The following is a 25,408-nucleotide window of genomic DNA, read 5'->3' on the forward strand; positions in this document are numbered from 1 at the left end:
ATGCGCGCACATCCTCCTCCCGGATCCACGCATGAGACGCCTCCAACGGCCCGCCCTGGTGCTGGCGGCCTACCTCGGTACATTCCTCGCTTCGCTGGACATCAGCATCGTCAACGTGGCCCTGCCAACCCTGCAGCAGGCGCTGCAGACCGACATGGCGGGCCTGCAATGGGTGATCAACGCCTATGCGATCGCACTGTCGGCGCTGATGCTGTCGGCCGGTCCGTTGGGGGATCGCTATGGTCATCGGCGAATGTGGTTGCTGAGCGTCGCCACCTTCACCATGGGCTCGCTGCTGTGCGCCTGCGCCAAGGACCTTTCGACCCTGGTCGCCGGGCGCGCGGTGCAGGGCGTGGCAGGTGCGCTGTTGATTCCCAGTGCGATGCCGATCCTGAGTCACGCATTTCCCGATCCGGGCCAGCGTGCACGCGTGATCGGTGGCTGGTCCGCTTTCAGCGCGCTGGCCCTGGTGCTCGGCCCGTTGCTCGGCGGTGCGCTGGTGCAGCGGGCCGGCTGGCCCAGCATCTTCCTGATCAACCTGCCTTTGGGGCTGCTGGCGTTTGTGCTTGGCGCCTGGGGCATCGCCGAGCGACGGCACCCGCAGCACGCCGCGCTGGATCCGGCCGGGCAGCTGCTCAGTATCGGCGCGCTGGGCGCACTGTGCTATGGCCTGATCGCGATCGGCGAGCAGGGCCTGCTGGCCCCGGTGACGCTTCTGGCGCTGGGCGCCGCAACTGCGGGGCTGATCCTGTTCGGCATCGTCGAGCGGCGGGTGGCACGGCCACTGCTGCCGCTGGACCTGTTTGCCGACGGTCGCTTCCGCATGCTCAACCTGGCCTCGTTCGTGCTGGGCTTCACCGCCTATGCGAGCCTGTTCTTCCTGTCGCTGTTCTTCCAGCAGGCACAGGGGCACAGCGCCGCGCTGGCAGGCTCGCAGCTGGCTCCCCAGTTCCTGTTGATGGGTGGTGTCTCGCTGTTGTTCGGGCGCCTGGTTGCCCGCCTCGGGCTGCATGCCGCGCTGGTGCTGGGCTACGTCCTGGCCGGTGTGGCGCTGTGCGCAATGGCCACGTTCGAACCGGCTACTTCGCGCGCTCATGCCACTGCCGTGCTGATGCTGCTTGGCATTGGAATGGGGCTGGCGGTGCCGGCGACCGGCATGGCGATCATGGCCAACGCACCGGCCGAACGCGCAGGTATCGCGTCAGCCACGATGAACGCGCTGCGCCAGGCAGGCATGAGCCTGGGCATCGCGCTGATGGGCAGCCTGATGGGCCAGCGTGCCGTACAGCAGTTCGCCGCCTGCGCACAGGCCGCAGGGCAGCAGCGGCTTGTTGCGCAGGCGCGTGAACTGATCCTGCACCCGGGCTCGATGCACGCCACGCCGCAGGTGCTGACCTGGTACCGCAGTGCGATGGCCAGCGGGTTCGGTTGGGCGATGGCGGTGGCGGGTGCGCTGGCCCTGCTTGCGGCGCTTGGGCTGCATCGGCAGCGTGCATCGGCTTGACGCGCAGCAATCAGCCCTGCTGGCGTTGCGGGTCCTCTGCCGTGCGTTCGATCGCCTGAGGCTGTTGTTGCTGCTGGCGCGCGTTGGCGTGGCGTGCGTGTCCACCTTCGCGTCCGATCGTGGCCATGTGCTGGCGGTCGCGGCTGATCGCTTCGCCGCCCTTGCGGCCTGCGACACGTGCTTCGGCCGGACTGAATTCGTGCGCATTGCCGGAGGCATGTGCCGCGCGCCCGCCCTTGGCGGCGATCGCGCGCTGTTTGTCCTGGTCCATCGAGGCGAAGCCCCGGTTGGAGCTGCGCGGGTTCTGCTCAGTCATGTGAAATCTCCTGCAGTGTGGACGCCGCCTTCGTGGGCGACGGCGTCCATGCTTGGCCATCGCACGCTAAGTCCAGGTCGCCATCTTCGCCCCGGTTTTCACGCGCCCTGCGCACGGGGATGATCACGCAGCCGGCCCGGCGGCCGCATTCGTCGCGTATTCACTGCCGGCCCTCGGATGCGCGGCAAGGCCGGCGGCCGCAGTGGCGGTGCCGCACATATGTTCGATGATCCTGTGCTGCTGCCCGATGGCTATCAGATAAACGTTCCGGACCGGCAACCGATCAGACTGCGCACCGGTGGAAACTGCGAACGGACCGGTGTCGCGCCCCACGCGGCAGGCGGCGACGATCCACTCTCCATCGCGCGTCAACTGCTGGCTCCGCCGAAGTCGTCAATATGAACGCACAGTTGCGTGGTCGTCCTATCGCAGATGTTCCGCTGCATGCCTAGAATCGAAGCATCCCGGTAGTTCCCGGGCGCTTCGAGTGAATGGACTCAATGAAGATTCTGTTGACCGGCAGTTCCGGGCGGATCGGGCGCGCGATCTTCGGCGCGCTGGCGGCTGCCCATGAAGTGGTGGGTCTGGACCGCAGTCCGTTTGCCACCACGCGCATCATTGCCGATGTCACCGATCATCAAGCCGTCGTGCGCGCGGTGCAGGGCGTCGACGCGGTCATCCATACCGCGGCCCTGCATGCGCCACACGTCGGCCTGGTACCGGACGCGGTGTTCCAGCAGATCAACGTGGACGCGACCGCGCACCTGCTGCAGGCGGCGCGCGAGGCAGGCGCACGGCGGTTCGTGTTGACCAGTACCACCGCGCTGTACGGCCACGCGGTGGTGGCAGGGGGATGCCGCTGGATCGATGAGGATACCGAGCCGCTGCCGCGAACGATCTACCACCGCAGCAAGCTGCAGGCCGAGGCCCTGGCTGAAGCTGCCGCCGCACCGGACTTCGGGGTGCGCGTGCTGCGGATGGGGCGCTGCTTCCCGGAACCGCCGGAACGGATGGCGATGTTCCGGTTGCATCGTGGGATCGACGCCCGTGACGTGGCCAGTGCCCATGCCGCGCTGCTGCTGGATGAGGGGCCGGCCTTCGCCCGCTACATCGCCTGCGCCGCAACCCCGTTCCGTCGCGAGGATTGCCTGGAACTGGCCACCCAGCCGCGCAATGTACTGGCCCGGCGCGTACCGCAGCTGCTGGCAGAGTTCGAGCGCCGCGGCTGGCCGTTGCCGCTGAGCGTCGACCGTGTCTACGACAGCGCCCGCATCCGCAGGGAGCTGGGGTGGCAGCCGCGTTTCGGGCCGGACGCCGTGCTGCAGCAGTACGCCGCAGGCAGCATCGAGGTGTTGCCACGCGCGGAGTGGATCAAGGATCGGGTGGCCGAATAGGGGACGCGGGGACGGATCCCTCCCCCGTCCCTGAGTGGATTCAGGAATGTGTAGGCCGGTCGCCTCAACCTCGTTGGCAGGCGGCCGCTAACCCGGTGCGCTTCCTGCGCCGGGCGGGTCCCGGCGGCCGGTGGCCTGCGCGACGGATCGCGCGCCTGCGCGGTGCCCTCCCGGTGCCGGTCGTCCTGAACTGCCTTGCGGACCCCTCCATGCCTTCTTCCCGTTCCGCCGCTGCCCGCCGCCCGGGCAGCATCGCCCACAAGCTGATGCTGGGCACCGCCGTCATCGCGCTGCTGTGCTTCGGCCTGACGGCGTTCCTGATCTATCGCCAGGCCAGTGCCAGCCTGATCGATGCCTCGCGCCAGACCATGACCAGCGAGGCCAACGCCGAAGCGCGCCAGGTCGCCGCCGACCTGGGCACGGCGTTCGCCAGCAACGATGCCATGGTCGAAGCCGTGCTCGCCCAGCGTGCGCGGGGCGACGTGCCCGATCGCGCCAGCCTGGCTGCCGTGCTGGGCGAGCAGCTGCGCACCCACCCGGAGTGGCTGGGCAAGAGCACCATGTGGGAGGCCGATGCCTTCGATGGCAAGGATGCCGAGTTCGCCAATACCGCGATGCACGATGCCAGCGGCCGCTACATGAGCTACTGGGCCTGGCATGACGGCAAGCCGCAGCAGTCGACCATGACCGACTACACCGAAGCCGCCGACGGCTCGGCCGACTGGTACGTGGTACCCAGCCGCGACAAGCTGCCCAAGGTCAGCGAGCCCTATGCCTACGACATCGCCGGCCAGCAGGTGCTGATGAGCACGTTGAGCTCGCCGATCGTCGAAAACGGTACCTTCCTCGGCGTGTTCACCGTCGACTTCTCGCTGGCGGCGCTGCAGAAGCACCTGGCGACGCTGACGCCGATGGGCGCAGGCCGCGTCGAGCTGCTTTCGCCCAACGGCGTGGTGCTGGCCTCGGCGAATGCCGCCGAGATCGGCAAGCCGCGCACCGACGCATTGACCCGCAGCATGCTGGCCGACATCGCCGCCGACCGCCGGTTCGAAGCCTTCACGCCCGATGCAGCCGGCAACGTGCGCGTCTACGTGCCGCTACGCGTGGGCAATGCCCCGCAGCGCTTCGCGCTGGGCGTGGTGATGCCGCACGCGGTGATCGTGGCCGAGGCGCGCCAGCTGCTGTGGTTGACGCTGCTGGTGGGCGTGGTGGCCGCGCTGACGCTGAGTGCCGGCGTCTATGTGCTGCTGCGCCGCCTGGCGATCCGCCCGTTGGCCGAAGCGGTGCGGGTGGCGGGTGACGTCGCCGCCGGCAAGCTCGACAGCACCTTGCCTGCGCGCAGCAACGATGAAGTGGGCCGCCTGCTGGACGCGATGCAGGGCATGCGCGGGCAGCTGCAGGCGGTGATGGCGGCGCAGGCGGAAATGGCGCGCCGCCACGATGCTGGCGAGCTGAGCTACCGCATGGACGCCACTGCCTTCCCCGGCGAGTACGGCCGCATGGTGGCCGACAGCAACCAGCTGGTGGCTTCCAGCAATGCGGTCACCCAGCGCCTGGTCGAGGTGATGCAGCGTTACGCGGTGGGTGACCTCAGCGTGGACATGGAAGCGCTGCCGGGCGAGAAGGCGGTGTTCACCGCAGCGATGGCCACCACCAAGAGCAACCTGGCCGCGATCAACGAGCAGATCCAGCAGCTGGCTGCCGCCGCGGCAGCCGGCGACTTCGCTGTACGCGGTGATGCCCAGCGCTTCGACCACGATTTCCGCCGCATGGTGGAGACCCTCAACATCATGATGCAGGTGAGCGATCACAACCTGGCTGAGCTTTCGACGCTGCTTCGCGCGATTGCCGCCGGCGACCTCAGCGCACGCATGCGCGGTGATTTCCATGGCGTGTTCGCGGTGATGCGCGACGATGCCAACAGCACCGTGCAGCAGTTGACCCAGATCGTCGGCCAGATCCAGCAGTCGGCCGCCAGCATCCGCCTGGCGGCGGGTGAGATCGCTGCGGGCAACAGCGATCTCTCGCGTCGTACCGAGCAGCAGGCCGCCAACCTGGAAGAAACCGCCGCCTCGATGGAGGAGCTGACCTCCACCGTGCGCCAGAACGCCGACCACGCGCTGCAGGCCAATACCCTGGCAGGATCCGCCGCTGACGTTGCCAGCGAGGGCGGGGAAGTGGTCAACCAGGTGGTGCAGACCATGGAGCAGATCGAGGCCTCCTCGCAGCGCATCGCCGAGATCATTTCGGTGATCGACGGCATCGCCTTCCAGACCAACATCCTGGCGTTGAATGCGGCGGTGGAAGCGGCGCGGGCCGGTGAGCAGGGCCGCGGCTTCGCGGTGGTCGCCAGCGAAGTGCGCGCGCTGGCGCAACGCTCGGCGGGCGCAGCGAAGGAGATCAAGGAACTGATCGACGCATCCGTGGCGCAGGTCGGTGCCGGTGCGCAGCTGGTGCACGGTGCGGGCCGTACCATGCAGGCCATCGTCGGCCAGGTGGGGCGCGTCAACGAGATCATGGCCGAGATCTCGGCTGCGTCGCGCGAACAGTCCGCCGGCATCGAGCAGGTCAACCAGACCGTGGTGCAGATGGATGAGACCACCCAGCAGAACGCCGCACTGGTGGAGGAAGCCAGCGCCGCGGCGCGGGCGATGGAGGAGCAGGCCGAGCAGCTGGCCGTGGCGGTCTCGCGCTTCCGCCTGCAGGCCGAACCGGAGGCCATGGCCCGCCGCGCGGCCTGATCCCGGAAACGAAGACGCCCGGCGGGGGCCGGGCGTCGGTTGCATCCTTGCCGCGCATCCTGCGCAGGTCTGATGGCTCAGAACATTCCTTCAAACGGGTTCCAGCTGGTACGGCCTTCCACCTTCTCCAGGTAGTAGCTGTAGTTGGTGCTGGAGGCGACCAGCAGGTTCATGGCGATGAACAGCATGCGCCCGACGACGTCCGGAAGGAACATGGAGACGATGGCCAGCACGATGTTGATGCCGATCACCACCAGTGCCTTGCGCCACATGCCAAGAATCAGCAGGTAGATGGCACCGAAGAACAACGCGAAGAAGTTCAGGTTGATCTTCAGGCGGTCACCAAAGGACAGCGCCTTCCAGGCCTGCTTGAAGCCGGGGTTCTTGGGGGCGCCGTGCTGGCGGAAGAAGTTGAAGCGGAACTGCCACTTCGGGCTGAACTGGGACAGGTCAGTGGTATTCATTGGGGGAGACATCCCTGTGAGAAAACGTTTTCATGATAGGGCAAGTCCTATTCAGGATCCAAGCGTCACCGTCAAAAATGTGACGCCTGCCTTGTTCCGGCTGCTGCGGCAGGGGCGCGCACCGTCACCCGCCCGCCTTGTTTTTAGGATAGGGTGCGCAGTTCCGCTGCCGCACCAGCTGAATCCGTGCGGCGGCGGGATGTCCATGGAGGTTGCATGACCACACCTGCTACACCGGAAAACGCACCGGGACCGGTGCTCCTGCCGACACCTGAAGTGGTGCAGGCACAACAGCTGCTCGCACGCCAGCAACTGGCGGTGGCGATGGACCGTGCACGCACGGCGGCTACGCAGAGCGCGGCGCCCGCCGCCGCATTGGAAAGCGAGTAATCCGCAACACCGCCGATCGCGCCGGCCCGTCGCCAGCGCGATCGCGGCGGACGCTCTTGGTCAGAACCGCGCGGTCATGCTGAGGAAGTAGCTGCGCCCGGCCACGAAGTAATCGGTGGAGCCTTCCGCATACAGCTTCTTGTCGGCCAGGTTGCTGACGCCGCCACGCAGGGTCAGTACCTCATTGACGTTCCAGGCCGCGGTCAGGTCATACAGCGTGTAGGCCTTGAGGAAGGTCGTCGCCGTGCCGGCCTGCCTGCCGGTGTACTGCGCCGACAGGCTGCTGGAAAACACCGCGTCGGGCGTCCAGTCCAGCGACGAATAGCCCGAGAATTCGGGGGTATCGATCAGGTTGCGGCCGGTGGTCAGGTTCCTGGCTTCCTTCATCCATGTCGCCGAGGTGCGCCAGCGCCAGTGCTCGCCGAAGCGGACATTGAAGCTGCCTTCCATGCCGCTGGTGCGTGCGCGCTGCACGTTGCTCATCCGCGTCCACCAGATGCCGTTGAACCTGCCCAGCGGTGCGTACTCGATCTTGTTCCTGAAGTCGGTGTGGAAGTAGGTCAGGCCGGCATCGACCAGGTCGTTGTCGAAGCTGATGCCGATTTCGCGGTTGGTGCTGGTTTCCGGGTCCAGGTCCGGATTGCCGGCCATGTAGCAGCCGCCGCGGGTATAGCCCAGCGGAATCAGCGAGGTGCAGCCACGGCCACCGGACTGGGTGGCGGCGCTGGCGGAGTTCTCGGTCAGGCTGGGGGCGCGGAAGCCCTTGGAAACGCCACCGCGGATGGTCCATTGCTCGGCCGGATGCCAGACCAGGTAGGCGCGCGGGCTGACGTGGCCACCGAATTTCTCATGGTGATCCAGGCGCGCGCCCAAGGTCAGTGCCAGGGTGCGGTGCAGCTTCAGTTCGTCTTCGACGAACAGGGCCCAGGTATCCACTTCCAGATCGGAGCCGCTGACGGCATTGCCGGCATAGTCGATCGGCGCGCGGCCGATGGTGTCGGTGTTGGTCAGCTCCTGGCGCTTCCACTGGCCGCCCACGGCGAACTGGTGTTCAACGCCGAGGGTGAACGGCGTGGTCAGGCTGCCCTCGATGATCGTATCGGTGGCTTCGGAACGGCCGGTAGCACCGATGTCGTTCCTGTACTCGGTCCAGTACGCACTGATCTTCGAATTGCCGAAGCTCCACTTGCCATCGTGGTTGAGCGCCAGCGAGCTGCGCTTGAGTTCGCTGGCACCCCAGGCGCCTTCATCCTGCTTTTCCAGCGAAGCGTCGATGAAGGCCTGCTGCACGCCATGGCCGGCTTCGAGCGACAGTTCCTGCGCGTCGCTCAGTTTCCACTGCAGCAGCGCATCGACATTGCGGTCCTTCTCGCCTGCATACGCGTTGCCGTAGACACCGCCATTGGAGCGATCCGAATCGCGGCGCATGCTGTTGGCACCGATGCGCAGGCCGAAGCGCTCGCCGAGCGGCCCGGAGAACGTCGCACCGATCTGCTGGGTGTCGCCGCGCTTGCCATCGCCCGGGCGGGTATAGCTGTGGGTGGCGCTGCCGCTCCAGTCATCACCGATGCGCCGGGTGATGATGTTGATCACGCCGCCCATGGCGTCGGAGCCATACAGCGACGACATTGGTCCGCGCACCACTTCGATGCGCTCGATCTGGTCAGGCGAGATCCAGTTCAGGTCCTGGCGGCCCAGGTCCGGCCGGTAGTTGGTCGAGGCCGAGCTGCCCATGCGCTTGCCGTCCACCAGCACCAGCGTGTAGTTCGACGGCATGCCGCGCAGCTTGATCTTGGACTGCTCGCCAACCGCACTGAGGCCACCGGTCACGCCGGGCACGCGGCTGAGCAGGGTGGCCAGGTCGTGCACCGGCTGGCGCGCGATGTCCTCGCGGCTGATCACGCTGATGCTGGCCGGCGCATCCTTGATCCATTGCTGGTTGCCCGAGGCGGTGACCACCACGGTATCCAGGTCCTTGGTGGAGGCATCGGCGCTGGCCTCTGCAGCGGCCAGGCCGGGCAGGGCCAGCAGGCAGGCAGTGGCCAGGGCACTGGCCAGGCGGGTGCGCGGCAGGCGCGCGGAACGGGAGCGGAACGGCTGGGACATGACGGCTTCCATCGAATGAGGGGGGACCGGATGGAAGCAACGGGCACACGCAGACAAGCAGGCAGGCCCCCCTTCCATGGGTCGTAGGGCGCACGGTTCGGGCCGGCGCAGCTGGGTGGGTCTCGGCCGTACGGAAGACGGCGACCTGCCTGGTTAATGAAATGATAACCGTTCGCGTTTGTTACGATCCAGTACCCGGTGCCACGAAGCGACATTCCGCTGCGCGGTCCACCATCGCCTGCTGTTTGCTGAATGGGGATAAATCCCGGCGTAGACCTTCGCACTCGGCTTACATCCGGCGCCCTAGACTGGGCCGCATTTTCGATTCCGCCCCGTTGGAGATCGTGTGGGTTCCGGTAGTGACAGACAGCGACTGTGCGGCCAAGGGCCGGTACAGCCAGGACAAGTGCGGGCGCCGGGAAGGCGCGCCGGGAACCTTCGCGCATGCAGCCCGGCCGGGACGGCCGGCCATGCCGATCGTGGGGAGTAAGCGGTGATGGGGGGTCACACCATCCACGCGGAAGCGGATGCGCCCCGGCTCGACGCCGGCTGGGCGCTGCTGCCGGCCGAATCTCCGCTGCCGATGCCCGAACAGACCCTGCGCGAAGGCAAGCTGAAGGTCCGTCGGCACCGTACCTCGCCACGCCTGATCGGCCTGCGCCGGTTCTACATCTTCGGCGGCACCCTGGCCATGACCGCCATCGCCACCCGCATGATGTGGCGGGTGCTGTCGGCCAATGGCATCAGCGTGCTGGAAGCCTGCCTGCTGGTGCTGTTCGTCGGCCTGTTCGCCTGGATCGCGCTGTCCTTCGCCAGCGCCGTGGCCGGCTTCCTGACCGCCGTGTTCGACCGTGGCTATCGCCTTGGCATCGACCCGGACAAGCCGCTGCCGACCGTGCACAGCCGCACCGCGCTGCTGATGCCGACCTACAACGAGGATCCGCGCCGACTGCTGGCGGGCCTGCAGGCGATCTACGAGTCGGTGGCCGCCACCGGCCAGCTCGAACGCTTCGACTTCTTCGTGCTCAGCGATACCCGGCGCGAGGACATCGCACGCGCCGAGGAGCAGGTATTCGCCGAACTGCGCGAGCGCGTGCCGGACGGCCAGACGCGGCTGTTCTACCGCCGCCGTGGCGACAACAGCGGGCGCAAGGCCGGCAACATCGCCGACTGGGTGCGCCGCTTCGGTGGCGCTTACCCGCAGATGCTGATCCTGGACGCCGACAGCCTGATGACCGGCGACAGCATCGTGCGCCTGGTGGCCGGCATGGAACACAACGCCGATGTCGGCCTGATCCAGACCCTGCCCTCGGTGATCGGTGGCCGCACCCTGTTCGCACGCATGCAGCAGTTCGGCGGTCGCGTGTACGGCCCGGTGATTGCCCGTGGCGTGGCCTGGTGGCATGGCGCCGAGAGCAACTACTGGGGCCACAACGCCATCATCCGCACCCGTGCCTTCGCCGACCACGCCGGCTTGCCAGCGCTGCCGGGGCGCAAGCCGTTCGGCGGTCACGTGCTCAGCCACGATTTCGTCGAAGCGGCGCTGATGCGCCGTGGCGGCTGGGCCGCGCACATGGTGCCGTACCTGGGGGGCAGCTACGAAGAAGGGCCGCCGACCCTGACCGACCTGCTGGTGCGCGACCGTCGCTGGTGCCAGGGCAACCTGCAGCACGGCAAGGTGGTCGGCAGCCGTGGCCTGCACTGGATCAGCCGCACCCACATGCTGATCGGCATCGGCCATTACTTCACCGCGCCGATGTGGGCGATGCTGATGCTGATCGGCATTGCGATCCCGCTGTTCCAGGAAGGCATCGATTTCAATGCCCTGCTGCACCTGTCACCCAGCGTGTACTGGCGGGCCCAGGACGAGGAGCAGGTGGTGCGCCTGTTCGCCGCCACCATGGCGGTGCTGCTGCTGCCCAAGGTGCTGGGCTATCTGGCGATGCTGCTGGACCCTGTCGACCGCCGCGGTTGCGGCGGTGCGATCCGTGCGTTCGTGTCGATGCTGGTGGAGACCGTGCTGGCCGCACTGATGGCACCGGTAGTGATGTACGTGCAGTCGCGCGGCGTGGCCGAAGTGCTGTCCGGCCGCGATTCCGGCTGGGACGCACAGCAGCGTGACGATGGTGGCATCTCGTGGATGGCCTTGATCCGTGGCTACGGCGGGTTGGGCGTGTTTGGTGCGTTCATGGGTGTGCTGGCGTGGGCGGTGTCGCCGTCGCTGGCAGCCTGGATGGCGCCGGTGGTGATCGGCATGGTGCTGGCCGTTCCGGTGGTGGCGCTGACCTCCTCGCGCGGCCCGGGTGCCTTCCTGCATCGCCTCGGCCTGCTCGACATCCCCGAAGAGAACATTCCGCCACCGGTGCTGGTGCGCGCCGCGCAGCTGCGCCGGGAAGCCGCCGAGCAACCGCCGCTGTACTGATGGCCCTGCACCAGCGGCATAATGCGGCTCGAACTTGAAGGAGCCGCATCATGCTGCAAACGGTGGAACAGGAAACCGGCGCCTCGCCACAGTGGTCGGTGATCTGGCTGCACGGGCTTGGCGCCGACGGCCACGACTTCGCGCCGATCGTGCCGGAACTGGTGCGTCCGCACTGGCCGGCGCTGCGCTTCGTGTTCCCGCACGCACCGGTGCGGCCGATCACGATCAACAACGGCGTGCCGATGCGCGGCTGGTACGACATCGTCGGGATGGACTTCCGCTCGCGTGCCGACATGGCCGGCGTGCAGGAATCGGTGCTGCAGCTGGATGCGCTGATCGCACGTGAGATCGAGCGCGGCGTCGCGCCGGAGAAGATCTTCCTGGCCGGCTTCTCGCAGGGCGGGGCGATCATCCTCACCGCTGCACTGTCGCGCACCGCGCCACTGGCTGGCCTGATCGCACTGTCCACTTACCTGCCGGAAGCCGAGAGCGCCAGGCGCGTTGACGGTGCGGTGCAGGTGCCGGTGTTCATGGCCCATGGCAGCAGCGACCCGGTGATTCCGCAGGCGGTGGCCGTACACAGCGCGCAGGCCCTGCAGGCGCTGGGCCTGGAGGTGGAGTGGCACAGCTACCCGATGGCCCACCAGGTCTGCGCCGAAGAGATCCAGGCGCTGGGTGACTGGCTGCAGGAACGGTTGGGCGCTGCCTGAGCCATGCCCCCGGCCAGCACATCGCCGTGGATGCCGGAACTGTGCCGCCTGCCGCGGCTGGCGGCGATGCTTGGCCTGGCCCAGCTGGTAGTGGTGGTGCTGGCGCTGGCGCCCGATGGCAGCCGCCACTGGACCTTCGGCGAGCTGCTGTCGGCCAGCGGCTTCGCGCTGTGGCTGGCGCTGGCGGTGACCGCCAGCCTGTGCCTCCTGCGGCAGGCACTGTCGAGGCTGCCGCAGGTGCTGGGCGCTGTCGCGGCGATCGTGCTGGCGACCCTGATCGCCGTGGTCTGTGCCGGCATCGTGCATGCACTGTACGCGGTGCTGGGCGACAACTTCGCCCGCGGCATCAGCTTCTGGCGCTTCACCCTGGGCAGTGCGGCAACCACGGCACTGATCGCCGCACTTGCCCTGCGCTACTTCTATGTGAGCGATCGCTGGGCCGCGCAGGTGCAGGCCAACGCGCGTGCCCAGGCCGACGCGCTGCAGGCGCGGATCCGGCCGCACTTCCTGTTCAACAGCATGAACCTGATTGCCAGCCTGCTGCATCGCGATCCGGCGGTGGCCGAACGCGCGGTGCTGGATCTGTCCGATCTGTTCCGTGCTGCCCTGGGCGCGGGCGAGGGCGACTCCACCCTGCGTGACGAATGCGAGCTGGCCGAGCGCTATCTGTCGATAGAGTCGCTGCGCCTCGGCGAGCGTCTGCAGGTGCGCTGGCAGCGCGATGAGCCGCTGCCGTGGGACCTGCCACTGCCGAGGCTGGTACTGCAGCCGCTGGTGGAAAACGCAGTGCTGCATGGCATTTCGCGGCTGCCCGAGGGCGGCACCATCGAATTGCAGCTGGTGCGCGAGGGCAACGAGCTGCAGATCCGCGTGCGCAATCCCGCGCCCGATCCGCAGGCGCCGGGGTTGGCGCTGGCGCGTGGTGCCGGCCATGCCCAGCACAGCATCGCTCATCGGCTGGCCTGGCGCTTCGGCGCCGCCGCGCGGATGACGGCTGGCTGGAGCGAGGGCTACTATGCCTGCCAAGTGACAGTGCCGATCCAGTGAGGGGACGACCGTGAGGGTAGTCATCGCCGATGACGAACCGCTGGCGCGGGAACGCCTGCGCAGCCTGCTGGCGGCGCAGGACGGGGTGGACGTGGTGGCCGAGGCCGGCAACGGCGAGCAGGCCCTGCATGCGTGCGCGGAGCTGCAGCCGGACCTGGTCCTGCTGGATATCGCCATGCCCGGGCTGGACGGCCTGGAAGCCGCCCGCCACCTGGCCAGCTTCGAGCCGCGCCCGGCGGTGGTGTTCTGCACGGCTTATGACGCGCATGCGCTGTCGGCGTTCGAGGCGGCGGCCATCGATTACCTGATGAAGCCGGTCCGCGCCGAACGCCTTGCCGCAGCGATCGCACGTGCACGCACGTTCCTGGCCGGCCGCGACGGCCAGCCGCAGGACAGCGGCGGGCAGCAGGCCCGCAGCATGCTGTGCGCACGCCTGCGTGGCAGCCTGCGGCTGATCCCGCTGGACGACATCCACTACCTGCAGGCGGAAGAGAAGTACGTGGTGGTGCACCATGCGCGCGGCGAGGACCTGATCGAGGAGTCGCTGAAGTCGCTGGAGGAAGAGTTCGCCAGCCGCTTCATCCGCATCCACCGCAACTGCCTGGTGGCGCGCCACGAGCTGGTGGAGCTGCGTCGAGGCTCGAGTGGTCAAGTGCAGGCGGTGCTGCGGCATGGCAAGCAGCCGCTGGAAGTCAGCCGCCGCTGCGTGGCGACGCTGAAGCAGGAATTGCGGCATCTGTGAGTGGTCCGCGCGGCCTGCGGCCGCGACTGCTTACGAGCAACGTCTGAAGCAACAGCAACAGCAACAGCAGATTGTCGGCTCTGTGTTGTTGCGTGTTGGGTGAGGCGGGAAGGGCGGGACACGCCGTAAACCCATCCATGGGGGCTCGATGGCGCCATCCATGGCGCCAACGGTCCCGCCACCCCACCCCGGCCCAACCCTCTCGTTTTTCCCGCGTCGGACGGCAAAGGCATTGTTGTTATCGGGTGAGGGAAGAGGGGTCAGATCCCTTTTCCTGCGGAAAAGGGATCTGACCCCGGAAGCCGTCGGCTGTTGCTTTTGCTTCTGCTTTTTTCTTTTGATCTTCCGTGGCTGACGCGCAAGGAAGCTGTCAGAGGCCGGGCGGGGTGGGGGCGCGGGGGTGTCCGCGGCATGGATGCCGCGGCCAAGCCTCCACGGACGGATTCACGGCGCCCCCCGCGCCCCCACCCCGCCCGGCCTAGCGCGGCTGTTGCTTTCACGACCCCTCCACCAGCCACGAGGGGCTCCGCCGTTGGCCGTATCCGCGCCGAAGGCGCGATAATGACCGGATGGAAACCGTCCGCATCGCCACCCGCAAGAGCCCGCTCGCCCTCTGGCAGAGCGAACACGTCGCCGACCGCCTGCGCCAGGCCCATCCCGGCTTGCATGTGGAACTGGTGCCGATGAGCACCCGCGGCGACGAAGTGCTCGACCGTTCGCTGGCCGCCATCGGTGGCAAGGGCCTGTTCCTGAAGGAGCTGGAGCTGGCCATGCTGCGCGGTGAGGCCGACTGCGCGGTGCACTCGCTGAAGGATGTGCCGATGGAACTGGACACGCCGTTCGCGTTGCCGGCAATGCTGACCCGCCACGATCCCGCCGATGGCTTCGTTTCCAACCTGTACGCCTCGCTGGACGCGCTGCCGATCGGTGCGCGGGTCGGGACCTCGTCGCTGCGTCGCCAGGCGCAGCTGCGCGCGCTGCGACCGGACCTGGAACTGCTCGACCTGCGCGGTAACGTCAACACCCGGCTGGCCAAACTCGACAACGGTGGCTACGACGCCATCGTGCTGGCCGTGGCCGGCCTGGAGCGTCTGGGTCTGGGCGAGCGCATCGTCGCGCGCCTGCAACCGCCGCAGTGGCTGCCAGCCCCGGCGCAGGGCGCGGTGGCGGTGGAGTGCGATAGTGGCAATGCGCGTCTGATGGCGTTGTTCGCCCCGCTTGATGACGCGGCCACGCGTGCCTGCGTGGAAGCCGAGCGGGCGATGAACCGTGCGTTGCATGGCAGCTGCCACGTGCCGGTGGCGGCCATCGCGCAGTGGCAGGGCGATGACCTGCACCTGCAGGGGCTGGTTGGCAGCGCCAGCGACGGCCGTGCGGTGCGCGCCGAGGCCGTGGGCCCAGGCAGTGATCCGGAAGCGCTGGGCCAGCAAGTGGCGAAGATGCTGCTGGATGCCGGTGCCGGCGAACTGCTGAACGTCTGAGCCATCGCAGGTCGTGCCGGCCAGCGGCCGGCACTACCGGAAGAAGAACGGGCGCCCTTGGCGCCCGTTTCTTACTTGAACTTGTAGACCACGTTCATCGTGGTCAGCGTATCGGTCTTGCGCTTGTCCTCGGCCACGTCACTGTTGTAACGCGCCTGCCAGCCGGCCTTCAGCGCCAGGTGCTCGTTCATGCTCACCGACACGCCGAAGTCGTTCTGGCCGAAGGTGTTGTACGAACCGGATTCGACCAGCAGGGTGTTGACCAGGTCGGTGTTGTCGGTCAGCGAGTACTTCATGTCGAACAGGCCGCGGCCGATCATGCCGGTGCGGGTGCGGTCGTCCTCGGTGCTGTGGGTGCGGCGCACACCGGGGCCGATCTGCGCGTCGAACGAGAAGCGCTCGGTGTTCCACAGGCGGGTGCCGTAACCCAGACCGAACGAGCTCTGGCGGTCGTAGGTGGCGAAGTCGTCGCGCTCTGTACGCACCGTGGCCGTCAGCTGGCGGTGCTCGCCCAGCTGCAGCGCGCTGCCGGCACTGCCGGTGTAGCGGTTGGCGGTGGTGTTGTTGCGGCGGGTGGTGGTGCCGTCGTCGCGGGTCTCGGTCACCTTGGAGCTGGAACGCAGGCCGGCCAGGTCCATGCTGTGCACCCAGTCGCCGTCGGTGTAGCGCAGGCGCAGGCGGCCGTTGAAGCTCTCGGTGCTGCTGTTGCCGCGTGCCGAGGCGAAGCCGAGCTCGCCGCCGCTGCCGCTCCACGGCGAAGACATCGCCGCCAGTTCGGAGGCATCCTGTGCATACGCGAGCGGCGCGCACAGCAGCAGGGGGATCAGCAGGGACACGCGCAGGGACATCGGGGCTTCTCCGAAGCGGTTGACAGCCGGTGATGATACTGGAAGCGTGATGGCGGTCAGAATCGATCCAAGGCGCGCTTCAGCAGACGTTGCCGCGGACGCCTATTCAGGGCAGATCGATACGCAATGCCGGGTCGTTGAAGCGCGAATAGCGCAGGCGCAGCTGGAAACTGCGGCCATTGCTGCTGCCGCTGCGCACGATCTGCCGTGGCAGGCCCTGGGCGTCCACCCAGTACTCCAGGCGTTCGCCGGCCTGCGCGCCGCGCAGGCGGTAGTGACGGGTCTCAACTCCATCCAGCGATTGGCTGCCCAGGTCTTCGGCCTGCAGCTCGGCAGGCAGGGCGTCGGCCGGCAAGGGATTGCGCCACTGCTCCAGCAGGCCCGGCGGGGTGGGAACCTGGCGGATCGCACCGTCGGCCTGCAGGAACATGGTGTCGCCAATGATCGTCTGCGGCCCGCCCGGGGTCTGCACCCGGAAGCGGTCGGGAGCGACGAAGTCCATGGCACTGCGCACCGGCTGCGGCGCGCCCAGCACCTCCAGCTCGGCATGGAAACTGCCCAGGGCAGCAAAGCGTTGGCTGGCGCCCAGTACGGCCTGGGCCGGATCTGCCGCGGGCACGGGGGCTTCGGTCCTGGCCGGCGCCGGTGCGCGATCGCAGGCAGCCAGCAGCAGGCAGACCAGCAGGGACAGGGCGGGCAACCGGCGCATCGGGCATTCCATGGGGGTGGGGGCGACCACGATAGCCCAAACGTCCCACACAAGACCCGCGACTCGGACATAATCGGGGGTATGGACCGATACGAACGCATCACCGCCCTGCATCGTCTGCTCAAGTCCGCGCGCTATCCGGTGACGGTGGCGACCCTGCAGGACAAGCTCGGTTGTTCCCGTGCCACCGTCTACCGCGACCTGGCCTTCCTGCGCGATGCGCTGATGGCACCGATCGAGGGCGACGGCGAGGCCGGCTTCCGCTACCAGGCCGACGAGAGCGACCGCTTCGAACTGCCTGGCCTGTGGCTCAGCTCGGAGGAGCTGCACGCCCTGCTGGCCTCGCAGCACCTGCTGGCGCGTACCGGCGGCGGCGTGCTGTCCTCGGTGCTGGCGCCGCTGCAGCAGCGTATCGAGAGCCTGCTGGCTGCCCAGGCCGGTGTCTCCAACTGGCCGGTGGACCGTGTGCGGGTAATCCCGCACCGCGGCCGCAAGTTCGATGAAGGCAGCTTCCGCAGCGTGGCCTCGGCGGTGCTGGAGCGCCGCCAGCTGGCGTTCGAGTACCGTGCCCGTTCCACCGACGAGCCGACCAAGCGCACCGTCTCGCCGCAGCGCCTGACCCATTACCGCGACAACTGGTACCTGGATGCCTGGGACCATGACCGCGAAGCCCTGCGCAGCTTCGCCGTGGACCGCATCCACAAGGCGCGCGTGGTCGACAGTACTGCGCGTGACGTCGCCGACAGCGAGCTGGACGAGCAGCTGGGTGCCAGCTACGGCATCTTCTCCGGTGCGCCGAAGGGCTGGGCGACCATCCTGTTCAGTGCCAAGGCCGCGCGCTGGGTGGCCGACGAGCATTGGCACTCCAAGCAGCAGGGCCGCTTCCTTGCCGATGGCCGCTATGAACTGAAGGTGCCGTACAGCGTCTCACGCGAACTGCTGATGGACGTGCTGCACTACGGCTCGGATGCCGAAATCGTCGAGCCGGTGATGCTGCGCGAGCAGGCCAAGGCGCTGCTTGAGCTGGCCCTGAGCAACTACGAAAAATCCTGACACTCCCCCCGAGAACTCCTCCGCCCATGAAGAAGACCCTGTTGCTGCCCCTGCTCGCCGCTGCGCTGGCCCTGACCGCCTGCGGCAAGTCCGGCGAGCCCTCGCAGAAGCTGGTGGTGGCCGCCACGGCCGTGCCGCATGCCGAGATCCTTGAGGTGGTCAAGCCGATCCTCAAGCAGGAAGGCGTGGACCTGGACGTGCGCGTGTTCAACGACTACGTGCAGCCCAACGACCAGCTGGTGCAGAAGCAGGTGGACGCCAACTACTTCCAGACCGAGCCGTACCTGGATGCCTACAACCGCGATCGCAAGACCGATCTGGTGAAGGTGATCGGCGTGCATATCGAGCCGTTCGGTGCCTATTCGCGCAAGGTCAAGTCGCTGGCCGAGCTGCGCGACGGTGCCGACGTGGTGATCCCGAACGACCCGAGCAACAACAGCCGCGCGCTGATCCTGCTGCACAAGGCCGGCGTGATCGAGCTGAAGGATCCGGCCAACGCGCTGTCGACCCTGCGTGACATCACCGCCAACCCGAAGAACCTGAAGTTCCGCGAGCTGGACTCGGCGATGCTGCCGCGCGTGCTGGACCAGGTCGACCTGGCCCTGATCAACACCAACTACGCGCTGGATGCGGGCCTCAACCCGACCAAGGATGCACTGGCGATCGAGAGCAAGGACTCGCCGTACGTGAACTTCCTGGTCGCGCGGCCGGACAACAAGGACGACGCCCGCGTGCAGAAGCTGGCCAAGGCCCTGACCAGCCCGCAGGTGAAGGCTTTCATCGAGACCAGGTACAAGGGCGCGGTGCTGCCGGCGTTCTGACCGGCGCTACGGACGTTCTGGCCATGCGGTCGTGCCGGCCACTGGCCGGCAATCTGCAAACGCCGCCAAGGATCATGGGGTTGCCGGCCAGCGGCCGGCACGACCTTCAGTCGACGTGGAAGGCGAGGGTGGCCGCCACGGCCTGCTGCCAGCCTGCATAGAGTTTCTCGCGCCGCGCCACTTCCATCTGTGGCTCGAAGCGCCGGTCCAGGCCCCATTGCGCGGCGATCTGCTCGCGGCTGGACCAGAACCCGACGGCCAGACCGGCCAGGTAGGCCGCGCCCAGCGCGGTGGTCTCGGTCAGCCGCGGCCGCAGCAGAGGCACCCCAAGGATGTCGGCCTGGAAGCCGGCCAGGAAATCGTTGCCGATCGCACCGCCGTCGGCGCGCAGTTCGGTCAGCGCGATGCCCGCATCGGACTGCATCGCATCAAGCACGTCGCGGGTCTGGTAGGCCATCGCCTCCAGCGCGGCACGCACGAAGTGTGCCTTGCGGGTGCCACGGGTCAGGCCGAACATCGCGCCGCGCACATCGCTGCGCCAGTAGGGCGCGCCCAGGCCGACGAATGCTGGCACCAGATACGCGCCGCCGCTGTCCGGCACCTGCGCGGCCAGTGCCTGGCTGTCGCTGGCACGCTCGATCATGCGCAGGCCGTCACGCAGCCACTGCACCACCGAGCCGGCGATGAAGATCGAGCCTTCGAGTGCATATTCCACGCGCCCGTCCAGGCCCCAGGCAATGGTGGTCAGCAGGCCGTTGCGCGAGCGCACCGCCTGCGTGCCGGTGTGCATCAGCATGAAGCAGCCGGTGCCATAGGTGTTCTTGACCATGCCCGGCTGGAAGCAGGCCTGGCCGAACAGCGCCGCCTGCTGGTCTCCGGCGATGCCGGCGATCGGGATCGGGTGGTCGAAGAAGAACTGCGGCCGGGTGTGCGCATACACCGTGCTGGAATCGCGCACCTGCGGCAGCATCGCGCGGGGTATGTCCAGCAGCGCCAGCAGGTCGTCATCCCAGTCCAGCGTGTGGATGTTGAACAACAGCGTGCGTGCGGCGTTGCTGTAGTCGGTCACATGCGCCTGGCCGCCACTGAGGTTCCATACCAGCCAGCTGTCAATGGTGCCGAACAGCAGCTCGCCACGCTCGGCGCGTTGCTGCGCACCTTCCACGTGGTCGAGGATCCAGCGCACCTTGGTGGCGGAAAAATAGGCGTCGATCAGCAGGCCGGTGCGTTCGCGGACCAGTGCCTCATGCCCGTCGCACTTCAGTCGCTCGCAGATGGCATGGCTCTGCCGCGACTGCCAGACGATGGCGTTGTGGATCGGCTGGCCGGTGGCGCGGTCCCAGACCACGGTGGTCTCGCGCTGGTTGGTGATGCCCAGCGCGGCGATATGACGCGGGTCGATCTGTTCGCGGCTGAGCAGTTCGGTCAGCGTGGCATAGACACTGGTGAGGATCTCGCGCGGGTCATGCTCGACCCAGCCGGGCTGCGGGAAGATCTGCGCGAACTCGCGCTGCGCACTGCCGACGATGTCGCCAGCACGGTCGAACAGGATCGCGCGCGAACTGGTGGTGCCCTGGTCGATGGCCAGCACGTAGCGGGGCGTCATGCAGCGTCTCCGGTGGCGATGGGGAAATCCTAATGCATCGATCGCGTCGCGCGCGGCCACCCTGGTAGCTGCCAACCTTGGTTGGCACACGTGGCAACACGGGGGGTCAGAGCCCTTTCCCTGGGAAAGGGATCCGACCCCCCATCCACGCCTGCAGCCGCGCCACCTGCGCCGCATCCAGCCGCAGCCCCAGCTTGCTCCGCCGCCACAGCACGTCCTCGGCGCTACGCGCCCATTCGTGGTCGCGCAGGAAAGCCACTTCCCGCGCATGCAGGCCGCCGCCAAAGTCCTCGCCGAGATCGTTCACACCCCTCAGGCCGTGCAGCAGCTCCGCGCTGCGGCTGCCGTAGGCGCCGGCCCAGCGGCGCGCAATCTCTGCGGGCAGCCACGGTGCCAGTGCCTGCAGGCGCGAGCACGCCTGCGTGGCGTCGCCCCAGTCGCTGCCCGGCAGTGGGTGGCCCGTTGCCGTCCATGCCGGTCCCATCTGCGGCAGGGCGGGGCGCAGCAGGTCCAGCGCTTCTTCGGCCAGCACGCGGTACGTGGTCAGCTTGCCGCCCAGCACATGCAGCGCGGGCGCCGGGTCGGACTGCAACTGCAGGCGGTAGTCACGGCTCAGCTTCGCTGCACGCGGATCTGGATCGGCAAGTAGCGGGCGTACCCCTGCGAACTGCCAGACCACGTCCTGCGGGGTGATCGGCTCGCGCAGGTAGTGGTTGGCGGCCTCGCACAGGTAAGCCACCTCCGAAGGCAGCACGCTGCACCGGGCCGGGTCGCCACGGTAGTCGGTGTCGGTGGTGCCGACCAGCAGGTGGTCGTGGGCGAACGGCAGCAGGAACACCACGCGGCCATCGGGCTGCTGAAGCAGGCAGGCGCTGTCGTCGGGCCAGGGCCGGCGCAGCACGATGTGGCTGCCCTGTACCAGGCGCAGGGCGGGGCCGCCATCGCGCGCCTGCATACGTTCCAGCAGGCCTCCTGCCCAAGGGCCGGCTGCATTGGCAACGGCCTGGGCGATCACCGTTTGCTGCCGGCCGTCGGTGGCTTCCAGCGTGGCCTGCCAACGGCCCAGCACAGGGCGCAGTTCAATGCAGCGGCTGCGCACATGTACCCGTGCGCCACGCCGGGCGGCATCCAGCGCATTGAGCAGTACCAGCCGCGCGTCATCGACCTGCGCATCGGCGTAGCTGAAGGCCTGCCGCAGCGCCGGGGAGAGCCAGGGGCCAAGCGGGTCGCGTTGCAGGTCCAGTGCGCGCGAGGCGGGAAAACTCGGGCTGCGCCGGCCCAGATGGTCATACAGCCACAGGCCCGCGCGCAGCATCCAGCGCGGTCGCAGGTGGGGTTCCCATGGCAGCACGAAGCGCAACGGACGGACCAGATGGGGGGCCTGGCGCCGCACCACTTCGCGTTCACCCAGTGCCTTGCGCACCAGTCCGAACTCGCCCTGTTCAAGGTAGCGCAGGCCGCCGTGGATCAGTTTGCTGCTGGCGCTGGAGGTGTGTGCGGCCAGGTCATCCTGCTCGCACAACAGCACCCGCAGGCCGCGGCCGGCCGCATCGCGGGCGATGCCGGCGCCGTTGATGCCGCCACCGATCACCAGCAGGTCGACGTCGTCCATCGCGTCTCCGTGTCCTGTGTGTGCGTAGAGTCGACTGACAGTTGACTGCCTTTTGTAGAGTCGAGGCATGCTCGACTTTTGAAAGAGCAGTCGACTGACAGTCGACTCTACAGAACGCGGGTGACGGAAACGACGACGGGCCCCGCAGGGCCCGTCGCGTTACATCAGTGAAGCCGGTGCTGCCTGGATCAGAAGCGGGCACCGATGCCGAAGCCGACGGTCCACGGATCCATCTTGGCTTCGCCGATCTTCTCGCCGCCGACCTTCACGTCCGGACGCGAACGCATGTAGCGGGCATCGGCACGGGCGAACCAGGTGGAGTTGATGTTCATGTCCACGCCGACGGTGCCGATCACGCCCTTGGCGTCCTTGAGGCGGATGTCGGAGCTGCTGCCGTCGGCCAGCGTTTCATTGCTGAAGCTGGACTGGTAGTAGCCCACGCCCACGAACGGACGGAACACGTTGTCAGCCTGGCCGAAGTGGTACTGGCCGCTCAGCGCGACCGGCTGCTGCTCGACGTTGCCCAGGCGGGCATTGTTCGGGCCCTTCACCTTGTGGTCGAACTTGTCGGCGGCGCCCCACAGTTCAACGGCCCAGTTGTCGTTGATGTAGTAGCTGAAGCTGACGGTCGGCGCCGGGCCACCATCGACCTTCTTGATGCCGTCGATCGGATCATTCTTCGGCTGCAGCAGCGCGACGCCGCCAACCACGGCAAAATGCTTGCCCGAAGCGGTATCGGTGGAGCTGCTGTCCTGGGCGAAAGCGGCCGGCGCGAAGGCGGCGGAGGTCAGCAGGGCGAGACTCAGGATACGGATGGAGCGCATGGGGGTATCTCCTAATGTTTCTTGTTTTGGGCCCCCGGTTGCGGGGCGAGCACACCGTAGTCGCCTCAACATGAATCGAATCCGACGCGCGTTAAAAAATAGTTTTCCTTGTTCAGCGATCAGCGCGAAAAGCCTGTATCCATGGGGTTTCTGGTCGTCAGTGGCATTCATTCAGTTGGAGAAGATGTGAGCGCGGCAACGCTGTGCGTCGGCCTGCAAGCGCAGGTGAACGTGGATTGCAGGGTGCTGCTGCTGGGTTCGATGCCAGGCGTGGCATCCCTCCAGGAGCAGCGTTACTACGCGCATCCGCGCAACCGCTTCTGGCCGCTGATGGCCGATATCTGCGGTTTCGACGCGGCTCTGCCCTATGTGCAACGGCTGCAGGCGTTGAACGCCGCGGGCATCGGCCTGTGGGATGTGATCGGCCGCTGCGAGCGGCGCGGCAGCCTGGATGCCGACATCGTGCGTGGCACGGAAGTGGCCAATGCGCTGCCGGAACTGATCGCCACGCTGCCTGAGCTGAAGCTGATCGGCTGCAATGGTGGTGCCTCGCTGCAGGCATTCCAGCGCTGGGTGCTGCCACGGCTGGAAACCCCGCCGAAGCTGGTCGCATTGCCGTCGACCAGCCCTGCCAATGCGGCGTGGTCGTTGCCGCGCCTGCGCCAGGCCTGGCAGCCGGTGGCCGACGCGCGGGCGACATGAAGCGGACATCGTCCGGACAATACGCTACCGACTGGTCGCGGCCGCGACCCATGGGCAACAGCCTGTCCCGGCTGCGTGCGTACTGAAAACACCTGTAACGGTTGGCGCTGGACCCCGCTGGCCGCACAATAGACGTTTCCCTACACCAGATTGCCGGAGTTATCCCCATGGCCGAAATCAAGGAAGCACTTGTCCCCGATATCGGTGACTACAGCGATATCCCGGTAATCGAGGTGCTTGTCGCCGTCGGCGACACGGTCAAGAAGGACCAGGGCCTGGTGACGCTGGAAAGCGACAAGGCGACCATGGAAGTGCCGTCCTCGGTGGCTGGCGTGGTCAAGGAACTGAAGGTCAAGGTCGGCGACAGCCTGTCCGAAGGCAAGGTCGTGGCCCTGATCGAAGTGGCCGCAGGCGAAGCCGAAGCCGCCAAGCCGGCGGCTGCCGCGCCGGCACCGGCCAAGGCCGCTGCCCCGGCTGCCGCCACCCAGAGCGCACCGGCCCCGGCCGCAGCTGCGCCGGCCGCCCCGGCTGCCAGCGGTGGTGCGGTTGAAGCGCTGGTGCCGGATATCGGCGACTACGCCGGCATTCCGGTCATCGAAGTGCTGGTCGCCGTCGGCGACACGGTCAAGAAGGACCAGGGCCTGGTCACGCTGGAAAGCGACAAGGCCACCATGGAAGTGCCGTCGTCGGTGGCCGGCGTGGTCAAGGAGATCAAGGTCAAGGTCGGCGACACTCTGTCGCAGGGCAATGTGGTCGCCATCATCGAAGCCGAGGGCGCTGCCGCGCCGGCGCCGACCAAGGCGGCCGCTGCGGCCGCTCCGGCTGCCGCCGAGACCGCCACCAAGGTCGAGCCGGTCGCTGTGCCGGTGCAGCCGGACAAGCTGGCGGCCCGCGAGATCGCCTCGGCCGGTACCCCGTCCAGCCCGCCGGTGCAGTTCAACGCCGATGGCGTGCTGCCGGCCAAGGTGCCGTATGCCACCCCGGCGGTGCGTGTGTTCGCCCGCGAACTGGGCGTGGACCTGCTGCAGATCAACGGCACCGAGAAGGGTGGCCGCATCACCAAGGGTGACGTGCAGAAGTTCGTCAAGGCCGCGCTCAGTGGTGGCGTGCCGGCTGCCGGCGGTGCTGCTGTCGCTGCCGGTGGTGGCCTGAACCTGCTGCCGTGGCCGAAGGTCGACTTCAGCAAGTTCGGCGAGACCGAAGTGCAGCCGCTGTCGCGCATCAAGAAGATCTCGGGTGCGAACCTGGCCCGCAACTGGGCGATGATCCCGCACGTCACCCAGTTCGAGCAGGCCGACATCACCGACCTGGAAGGCCTGCGCGTGGCGCTGAACAAGGAGAACGAGAAGGCCGGCATCAAGCTGACCATGCTCGCCTTCCTGATCAAGGCCAGCGCCGCAGCGCTGAAGAAGTTCCCGGAGTTCAACGCCTCGCTCGATGCCAGCGGTGAAAACCTGACCCTGAAGAAGTACTTCCACATCGGCTTCGCCGCCGACACGCCGAACGGCCTGGTCGTGCCGGTGATCCGCGACGTGGACAAAAAGGGCGTGGTGCAGATCGCGCAGGAAACCGGCGAACTGGCCAAGAAGGCTCGCGACGGCAAGCTCGGCCCGGCCGACATGAGCGGCGGCTGCTTCTCGATCAGCTCGCTGGGCGGCATCGGCGGCACCGCGTTCACCCCGATCGTCAATGCACCGGAAGTGGCCATCCTCGGCGTCTCCAAGTCGTCCATCCAGCCGGTCTGGAACGGCAAGGAATTCGCACCGAAGCTGATGCTGCCGCTGTCGCTGAGCTACGACCACCGCGTCATCGACGGCGCCCTGGCCGCACGCTTCACCACGTACCTGTCCCAGGTACTGGCCGACATGCGCCGCGTGCTGCTGTAAGGCACCCGCTTCGCCCCCACCGTGCGGCCG

General features: G+C 67.6%; 21 protein-coding genes and 1 pseudogene. 14 read left to right on the forward strand and 8 right to left on the reverse strand.

The features are described 5' to 3' along the window. Positions 1–31 precede the first annotated feature (31 nt). Positions 32–1,504: an MFS transporter gene (locus AC5P6X_RS04260; RefSeq protein WP_099604873.1), complete on the forward strand. Its 1,473-nt coding sequence runs from the start codon at positions 32–34 to the stop codon at positions 1,502–1,504. A gap of 10 nt (positions 1,505–1,514) precedes the next feature. On the opposite strand, the gene AC5P6X_RS04265 is transcribed toward AC5P6X_RS04260, so the two are convergent. After that, positions 1,515–1,820, reverse strand: coding sequence for a KGG domain-containing protein (locus tag AC5P6X_RS04265; RefSeq protein ID WP_024957919.1), 306 nt, complete (start codon positions 1,818–1,820; stop codon positions 1,515–1,517). A 121-nt stretch (positions 1,821–1,941) separates the two neighbouring features. Between AC5P6X_RS04265 and AC5P6X_RS04270 the strand changes: the two are divergent. From AC5P6X_RS04270 to AC5P6X_RS04280, 3 genes and pseudogenes are all read left to right on the forward strand, one after another. Then, a pseudogene (locus AC5P6X_RS04270) lies at positions 1,942–2,222 on the forward strand (S41 family peptidase); the annotation flags it as partial. Positions 2,223–2,320: 98 nt separating this feature from the next. Further along, the gene (locus AC5P6X_RS04275; RefSeq protein ID WP_005414561.1) at positions 2,321–3,214 is read left to right on the forward strand and encodes an NAD-dependent epimerase/dehydratase family protein; all 894 of its coding nucleotides are present in this window, start codon (positions 2,321–2,323) and stop codon (positions 3,212–3,214) included. A gap of 209 nt (positions 3,215–3,423) precedes the next feature. Further along, on the forward strand, positions 3,424–5,955 hold the full coding sequence (locus tag AC5P6X_RS04280; RefSeq protein ID WP_043034588.1) for a methyl-accepting chemotaxis protein: 2,532 nt from the start codon (positions 3,424–3,426) through the stop codon (positions 5,953–5,955). A gap of 77 nt (positions 5,956–6,032) precedes the next feature. Here the strand turns inward: AC5P6X_RS04280 and AC5P6X_RS04285 are convergent, their stop codons facing one another. Next, the gene (locus AC5P6X_RS04285) at positions 6,033–6,419 is read right to left on the reverse strand and encodes a DUF2628 domain-containing protein (RefSeq protein WP_005414559.1); all 387 of its coding nucleotides are present in this window, start codon (positions 6,417–6,419) and stop codon (positions 6,033–6,035) included. A gap of 216 nt (positions 6,420–6,635) precedes the next feature. Between AC5P6X_RS04285 and AC5P6X_RS04290 the strand changes: the two genes are divergently transcribed. After that, positions 6,636–6,809: a hypothetical protein gene (locus AC5P6X_RS04290; RefSeq protein ID WP_005411154.1), complete on the forward strand. Its 174-nt coding sequence runs from the start codon at positions 6,636–6,638 to the stop codon at positions 6,807–6,809. Positions 6,810–6,869: 60 nt separating this feature from the next. On the opposite strand, the gene AC5P6X_RS04295 is transcribed toward AC5P6X_RS04290, so the two are convergent. Beyond that, positions 6,870–8,915 carry a TonB-dependent receptor domain-containing protein gene (locus AC5P6X_RS04295; protein ID WP_108269982.1) on the reverse strand — a complete coding sequence of 682 codons (2,046 nt, stop codon included), beginning with the start codon at positions 8,913–8,915 and terminating at the stop codon, positions 6,870–6,872. Positions 8,916–9,411: 496 nt separating this feature from the next. On the opposite strand from AC5P6X_RS04295, the gene mdoH reads away from it, so the two are divergent. The 5 genes from mdoH (at position 9,412) to hemC (ending at position 15,317) form a co-directional block, all read left to right on the forward strand. Next, positions 9,412–11,337: a glucans biosynthesis glucosyltransferase MdoH gene (gene mdoH, locus AC5P6X_RS04300; protein ID WP_049395441.1), complete on the forward strand. Its 1,926-nt coding sequence runs from the start codon at positions 9,412–9,414 to the stop codon at positions 11,335–11,337. Between the two features lie 50 nt (positions 11,338–11,387). Then, the gene (locus tag AC5P6X_RS04305; protein WP_049450392.1) at positions 11,388–12,047 is read left to right on the forward strand and encodes an alpha/beta hydrolase; all 660 of its coding nucleotides are present in this window, start codon (positions 11,388–11,390) and stop codon (positions 12,045–12,047) included. Between the two features lie 3 nt (positions 12,048–12,050). Then, positions 12,051–13,094, forward strand: a complete 1,044-nt coding sequence (locus tag AC5P6X_RS04310) for a sensor histidine kinase (protein ID WP_171040179.1) — start codon at positions 12,051–12,053, stop codon at positions 13,092–13,094. A gap of 10 nt (positions 13,095–13,104) precedes the next feature. Continuing rightward, positions 13,105–13,836, forward strand: coding sequence for a LytR/AlgR family response regulator transcription factor (locus AC5P6X_RS04315; RefSeq protein ID WP_049450394.1), 732 nt, complete (start codon positions 13,105–13,107; stop codon positions 13,834–13,836). Positions 13,837–14,405: 569 nt separating this feature from the next. Next, positions 14,406–15,317, forward strand: coding sequence for a hydroxymethylbilane synthase (gene hemC, locus AC5P6X_RS04320; RefSeq protein ID WP_099606025.1), 912 nt, complete (start codon positions 14,406–14,408; stop codon positions 15,315–15,317). Between the two features lie 71 nt (positions 15,318–15,388). On the opposite strand, the gene AC5P6X_RS04325 is transcribed toward hemC, so the two are convergent. Then, positions 15,389–16,165 (reverse strand): DUF481 domain-containing protein, encoded by a 777-nt coding sequence (locus tag AC5P6X_RS04325; RefSeq protein WP_005411146.1) that lies wholly within the window; start codon positions 16,163–16,165, stop codon positions 15,389–15,391. Between the two features lie 106 nt (positions 16,166–16,271). Then, positions 16,272–16,874, reverse strand: a complete 603-nt coding sequence (locus tag AC5P6X_RS04330; protein WP_049450396.1) for a LolA-like protein — start codon at positions 16,872–16,874, stop codon at positions 16,272–16,274. 81 nt (positions 16,875–16,955) lie between these two features. Between AC5P6X_RS04330 and AC5P6X_RS04335 the strand changes: the two genes are divergently transcribed. Together AC5P6X_RS04335 and AC5P6X_RS04340 are read left to right on the forward strand one after the other, a co-directional pair. Then, the gene (locus AC5P6X_RS04335) at positions 16,956–17,927 is read left to right on the forward strand and encodes a helix-turn-helix transcriptional regulator (RefSeq protein WP_005411144.1); all 972 of its coding nucleotides are present in this window, start codon (positions 16,956–16,958) and stop codon (positions 17,925–17,927) included. A 26-nt stretch (positions 17,928–17,953) separates the two neighbouring features. Continuing rightward, on the forward strand, positions 17,954–18,748 hold the full coding sequence (locus tag AC5P6X_RS04340) for a MetQ/NlpA family ABC transporter substrate-binding protein (protein WP_012481327.1): 795 nt from the start codon (positions 17,954–17,956) through the stop codon (positions 18,746–18,748). A gap of 106 nt (positions 18,749–18,854) precedes the next feature. Here the strand turns inward: AC5P6X_RS04340 and glpK are convergent, their stop codons facing one another. From glpK to AC5P6X_RS04355, 3 genes are all read right to left on the reverse strand, one after another. Beyond that, entirely contained in the window at positions 18,855–20,354 is a 1,500-nt protein-coding gene (gene glpK / locus AC5P6X_RS04345) for a glycerol kinase GlpK (RefSeq protein ID WP_005414549.1), read from the reverse strand. Between the two features lie 106 nt (positions 20,355–20,460). Continuing rightward, positions 20,461–21,966 (reverse strand): glycerol-3-phosphate dehydrogenase, encoded by a 1,506-nt coding sequence (glpD, locus tag AC5P6X_RS04350; RefSeq protein WP_049450398.1) that lies wholly within the window; start codon positions 21,964–21,966, stop codon positions 20,461–20,463. A gap of 188 nt (positions 21,967–22,154) precedes the next feature. After that, complete coding sequence (locus tag AC5P6X_RS04355; protein WP_005411140.1) at positions 22,155–22,790, reverse strand: OmpW/AlkL family protein; 636 nt, start codon at positions 22,788–22,790, stop codon at positions 22,155–22,157. Between the two features lie 186 nt (positions 22,791–22,976). Between AC5P6X_RS04355 and AC5P6X_RS04360 the strand changes: the two genes are divergently transcribed. Together AC5P6X_RS04360 and aceF are read left to right on the forward strand one after the other, a co-directional pair. Continuing rightward, on the forward strand, positions 22,977–23,492 hold the full coding sequence (locus tag AC5P6X_RS04360) for a DNA-deoxyinosine glycosylase (RefSeq protein ID WP_005411139.1): 516 nt from the start codon (positions 22,977–22,979) through the stop codon (positions 23,490–23,492). 167 nt (positions 23,493–23,659) lie between these two features. Next, a complete protein-coding gene (gene aceF, locus AC5P6X_RS04365) occupies positions 23,660–25,378 on the forward strand; it encodes a dihydrolipoyllysine-residue acetyltransferase (protein WP_049450400.1) in 1,719 nt (572 codons plus the stop codon). Positions 25,379–25,408 lie beyond the last annotated feature (30 nt).

The organism is Stenotrophomonas sp. YJH_SMC_40 (assembly GCF_059368615.1).

What these genes read in the sequence shown, in the direction of transcription:
- AC5P6X_RS04260 (WP_099604873.1), top strand. Translation starts at nt 32, where the DNA reads ATGAGACGCCTCCAACGGCCCGCCCTGGTGCTGGCGGCCTACCTCGGT.
- AC5P6X_RS04290 (WP_005411154.1), top strand. Translation starts at nt 6,636, where the DNA reads ATGACCACACCTGCTACACCGGAAAACGCACCGGGACCGGTGCTCCTG.
- AC5P6X_RS04280 (WP_043034588.1), top strand. Translation starts at nt 3,424, where the DNA reads ATGCCTTCTTCCCGTTCCGCCGCTGCCCGCCGCCCGGGCAGCATCGCC.
- AC5P6X_RS04340 (WP_012481327.1), top strand. Translation starts at nt 17,954, where the DNA reads ATGAAGAAGACCCTGTTGCTGCCCCTGCTCGCCGCTGCGCTGGCCCTG.
- AC5P6X_RS04335 (WP_005411144.1), top strand. Translation starts at nt 16,956, where the DNA reads ATGGACCGATACGAACGCATCACCGCCCTGCATCGTCTGCTCAAGTCC.
- AC5P6X_RS04265 (WP_024957919.1), bottom strand. Translation starts at nt 1,820, where the DNA reads ATGACTGAGCAGAACCCGCGCAGCTCCAACCGGGGCTTCGCCTCGATG.
- hemC (WP_099606025.1), top strand. Translation starts at nt 14,406, where the DNA reads ATGGAAACCGTCCGCATCGCCACCCGCAAGAGCCCGCTCGCCCTCTGG.
- AC5P6X_RS04330 (WP_049450396.1), bottom strand. Translation starts at nt 16,874, where the DNA reads ATGCGCCGGTTGCCCGCCCTGTCCCTGCTGGTCTGCCTGCTGCTGGCT.
- AC5P6X_RS04305 (WP_049450392.1), top strand. Translation starts at nt 11,388, where the DNA reads ATGCTGCAAACGGTGGAACAGGAAACCGGCGCCTCGCCACAGTGGTCG.
- AC5P6X_RS04285 (WP_005414559.1), bottom strand. Translation starts at nt 6,419, where the DNA reads ATGAATACCACTGACCTGTCCCAGTTCAGCCCGAAGTGGCAGTTCCGC.
- AC5P6X_RS04325 (WP_005411146.1), bottom strand. Translation starts at nt 16,165, where the DNA reads ATGTCCCTGCGCGTGTCCCTGCTGATCCCCCTGCTGCTGTGCGCGCCG.
- AC5P6X_RS04310 (WP_171040179.1), top strand. Translation starts at nt 12,051, where the DNA reads ATGCCCCCGGCCAGCACATCGCCGTGGATGCCGGAACTGTGCCGCCTG.
- AC5P6X_RS04295 (WP_108269982.1), bottom strand. Translation starts at nt 8,915, where the DNA reads ATGTCCCAGCCGTTCCGCTCCCGTTCCGCGCGCCTGCCGCGCACCCGC.
- AC5P6X_RS04355 (WP_005411140.1), bottom strand. Translation starts at nt 22,790, where the DNA reads ATGCGCTCCATCCGTATCCTGAGTCTCGCCCTGCTGACCTCCGCCGCC.
- glpK (WP_005414549.1), bottom strand. Translation starts at nt 20,354, where the DNA reads ATGACGCCCCGCTACGTGCTGGCCATCGACCAGGGCACCACCAGTTCG.
- glpD (WP_049450398.1), bottom strand. Translation starts at nt 21,966, where the DNA reads ATGGACGACGTCGACCTGCTGGTGATCGGTGGCGGCATCAACGGCGCC.
- AC5P6X_RS04275 (WP_005414561.1), top strand. Translation starts at nt 2,321, where the DNA reads ATGAAGATTCTGTTGACCGGCAGTTCCGGGCGGATCGGGCGCGCGATC.
- mdoH (WP_049395441.1), top strand. Translation starts at nt 9,412, where the DNA reads ATGGGGGGTCACACCATCCACGCGGAAGCGGATGCGCCCCGGCTCGAC.
- aceF (WP_049450400.1), top strand. Translation starts at nt 23,660, where the DNA reads ATGGCCGAAATCAAGGAAGCACTTGTCCCCGATATCGGTGACTACAGC.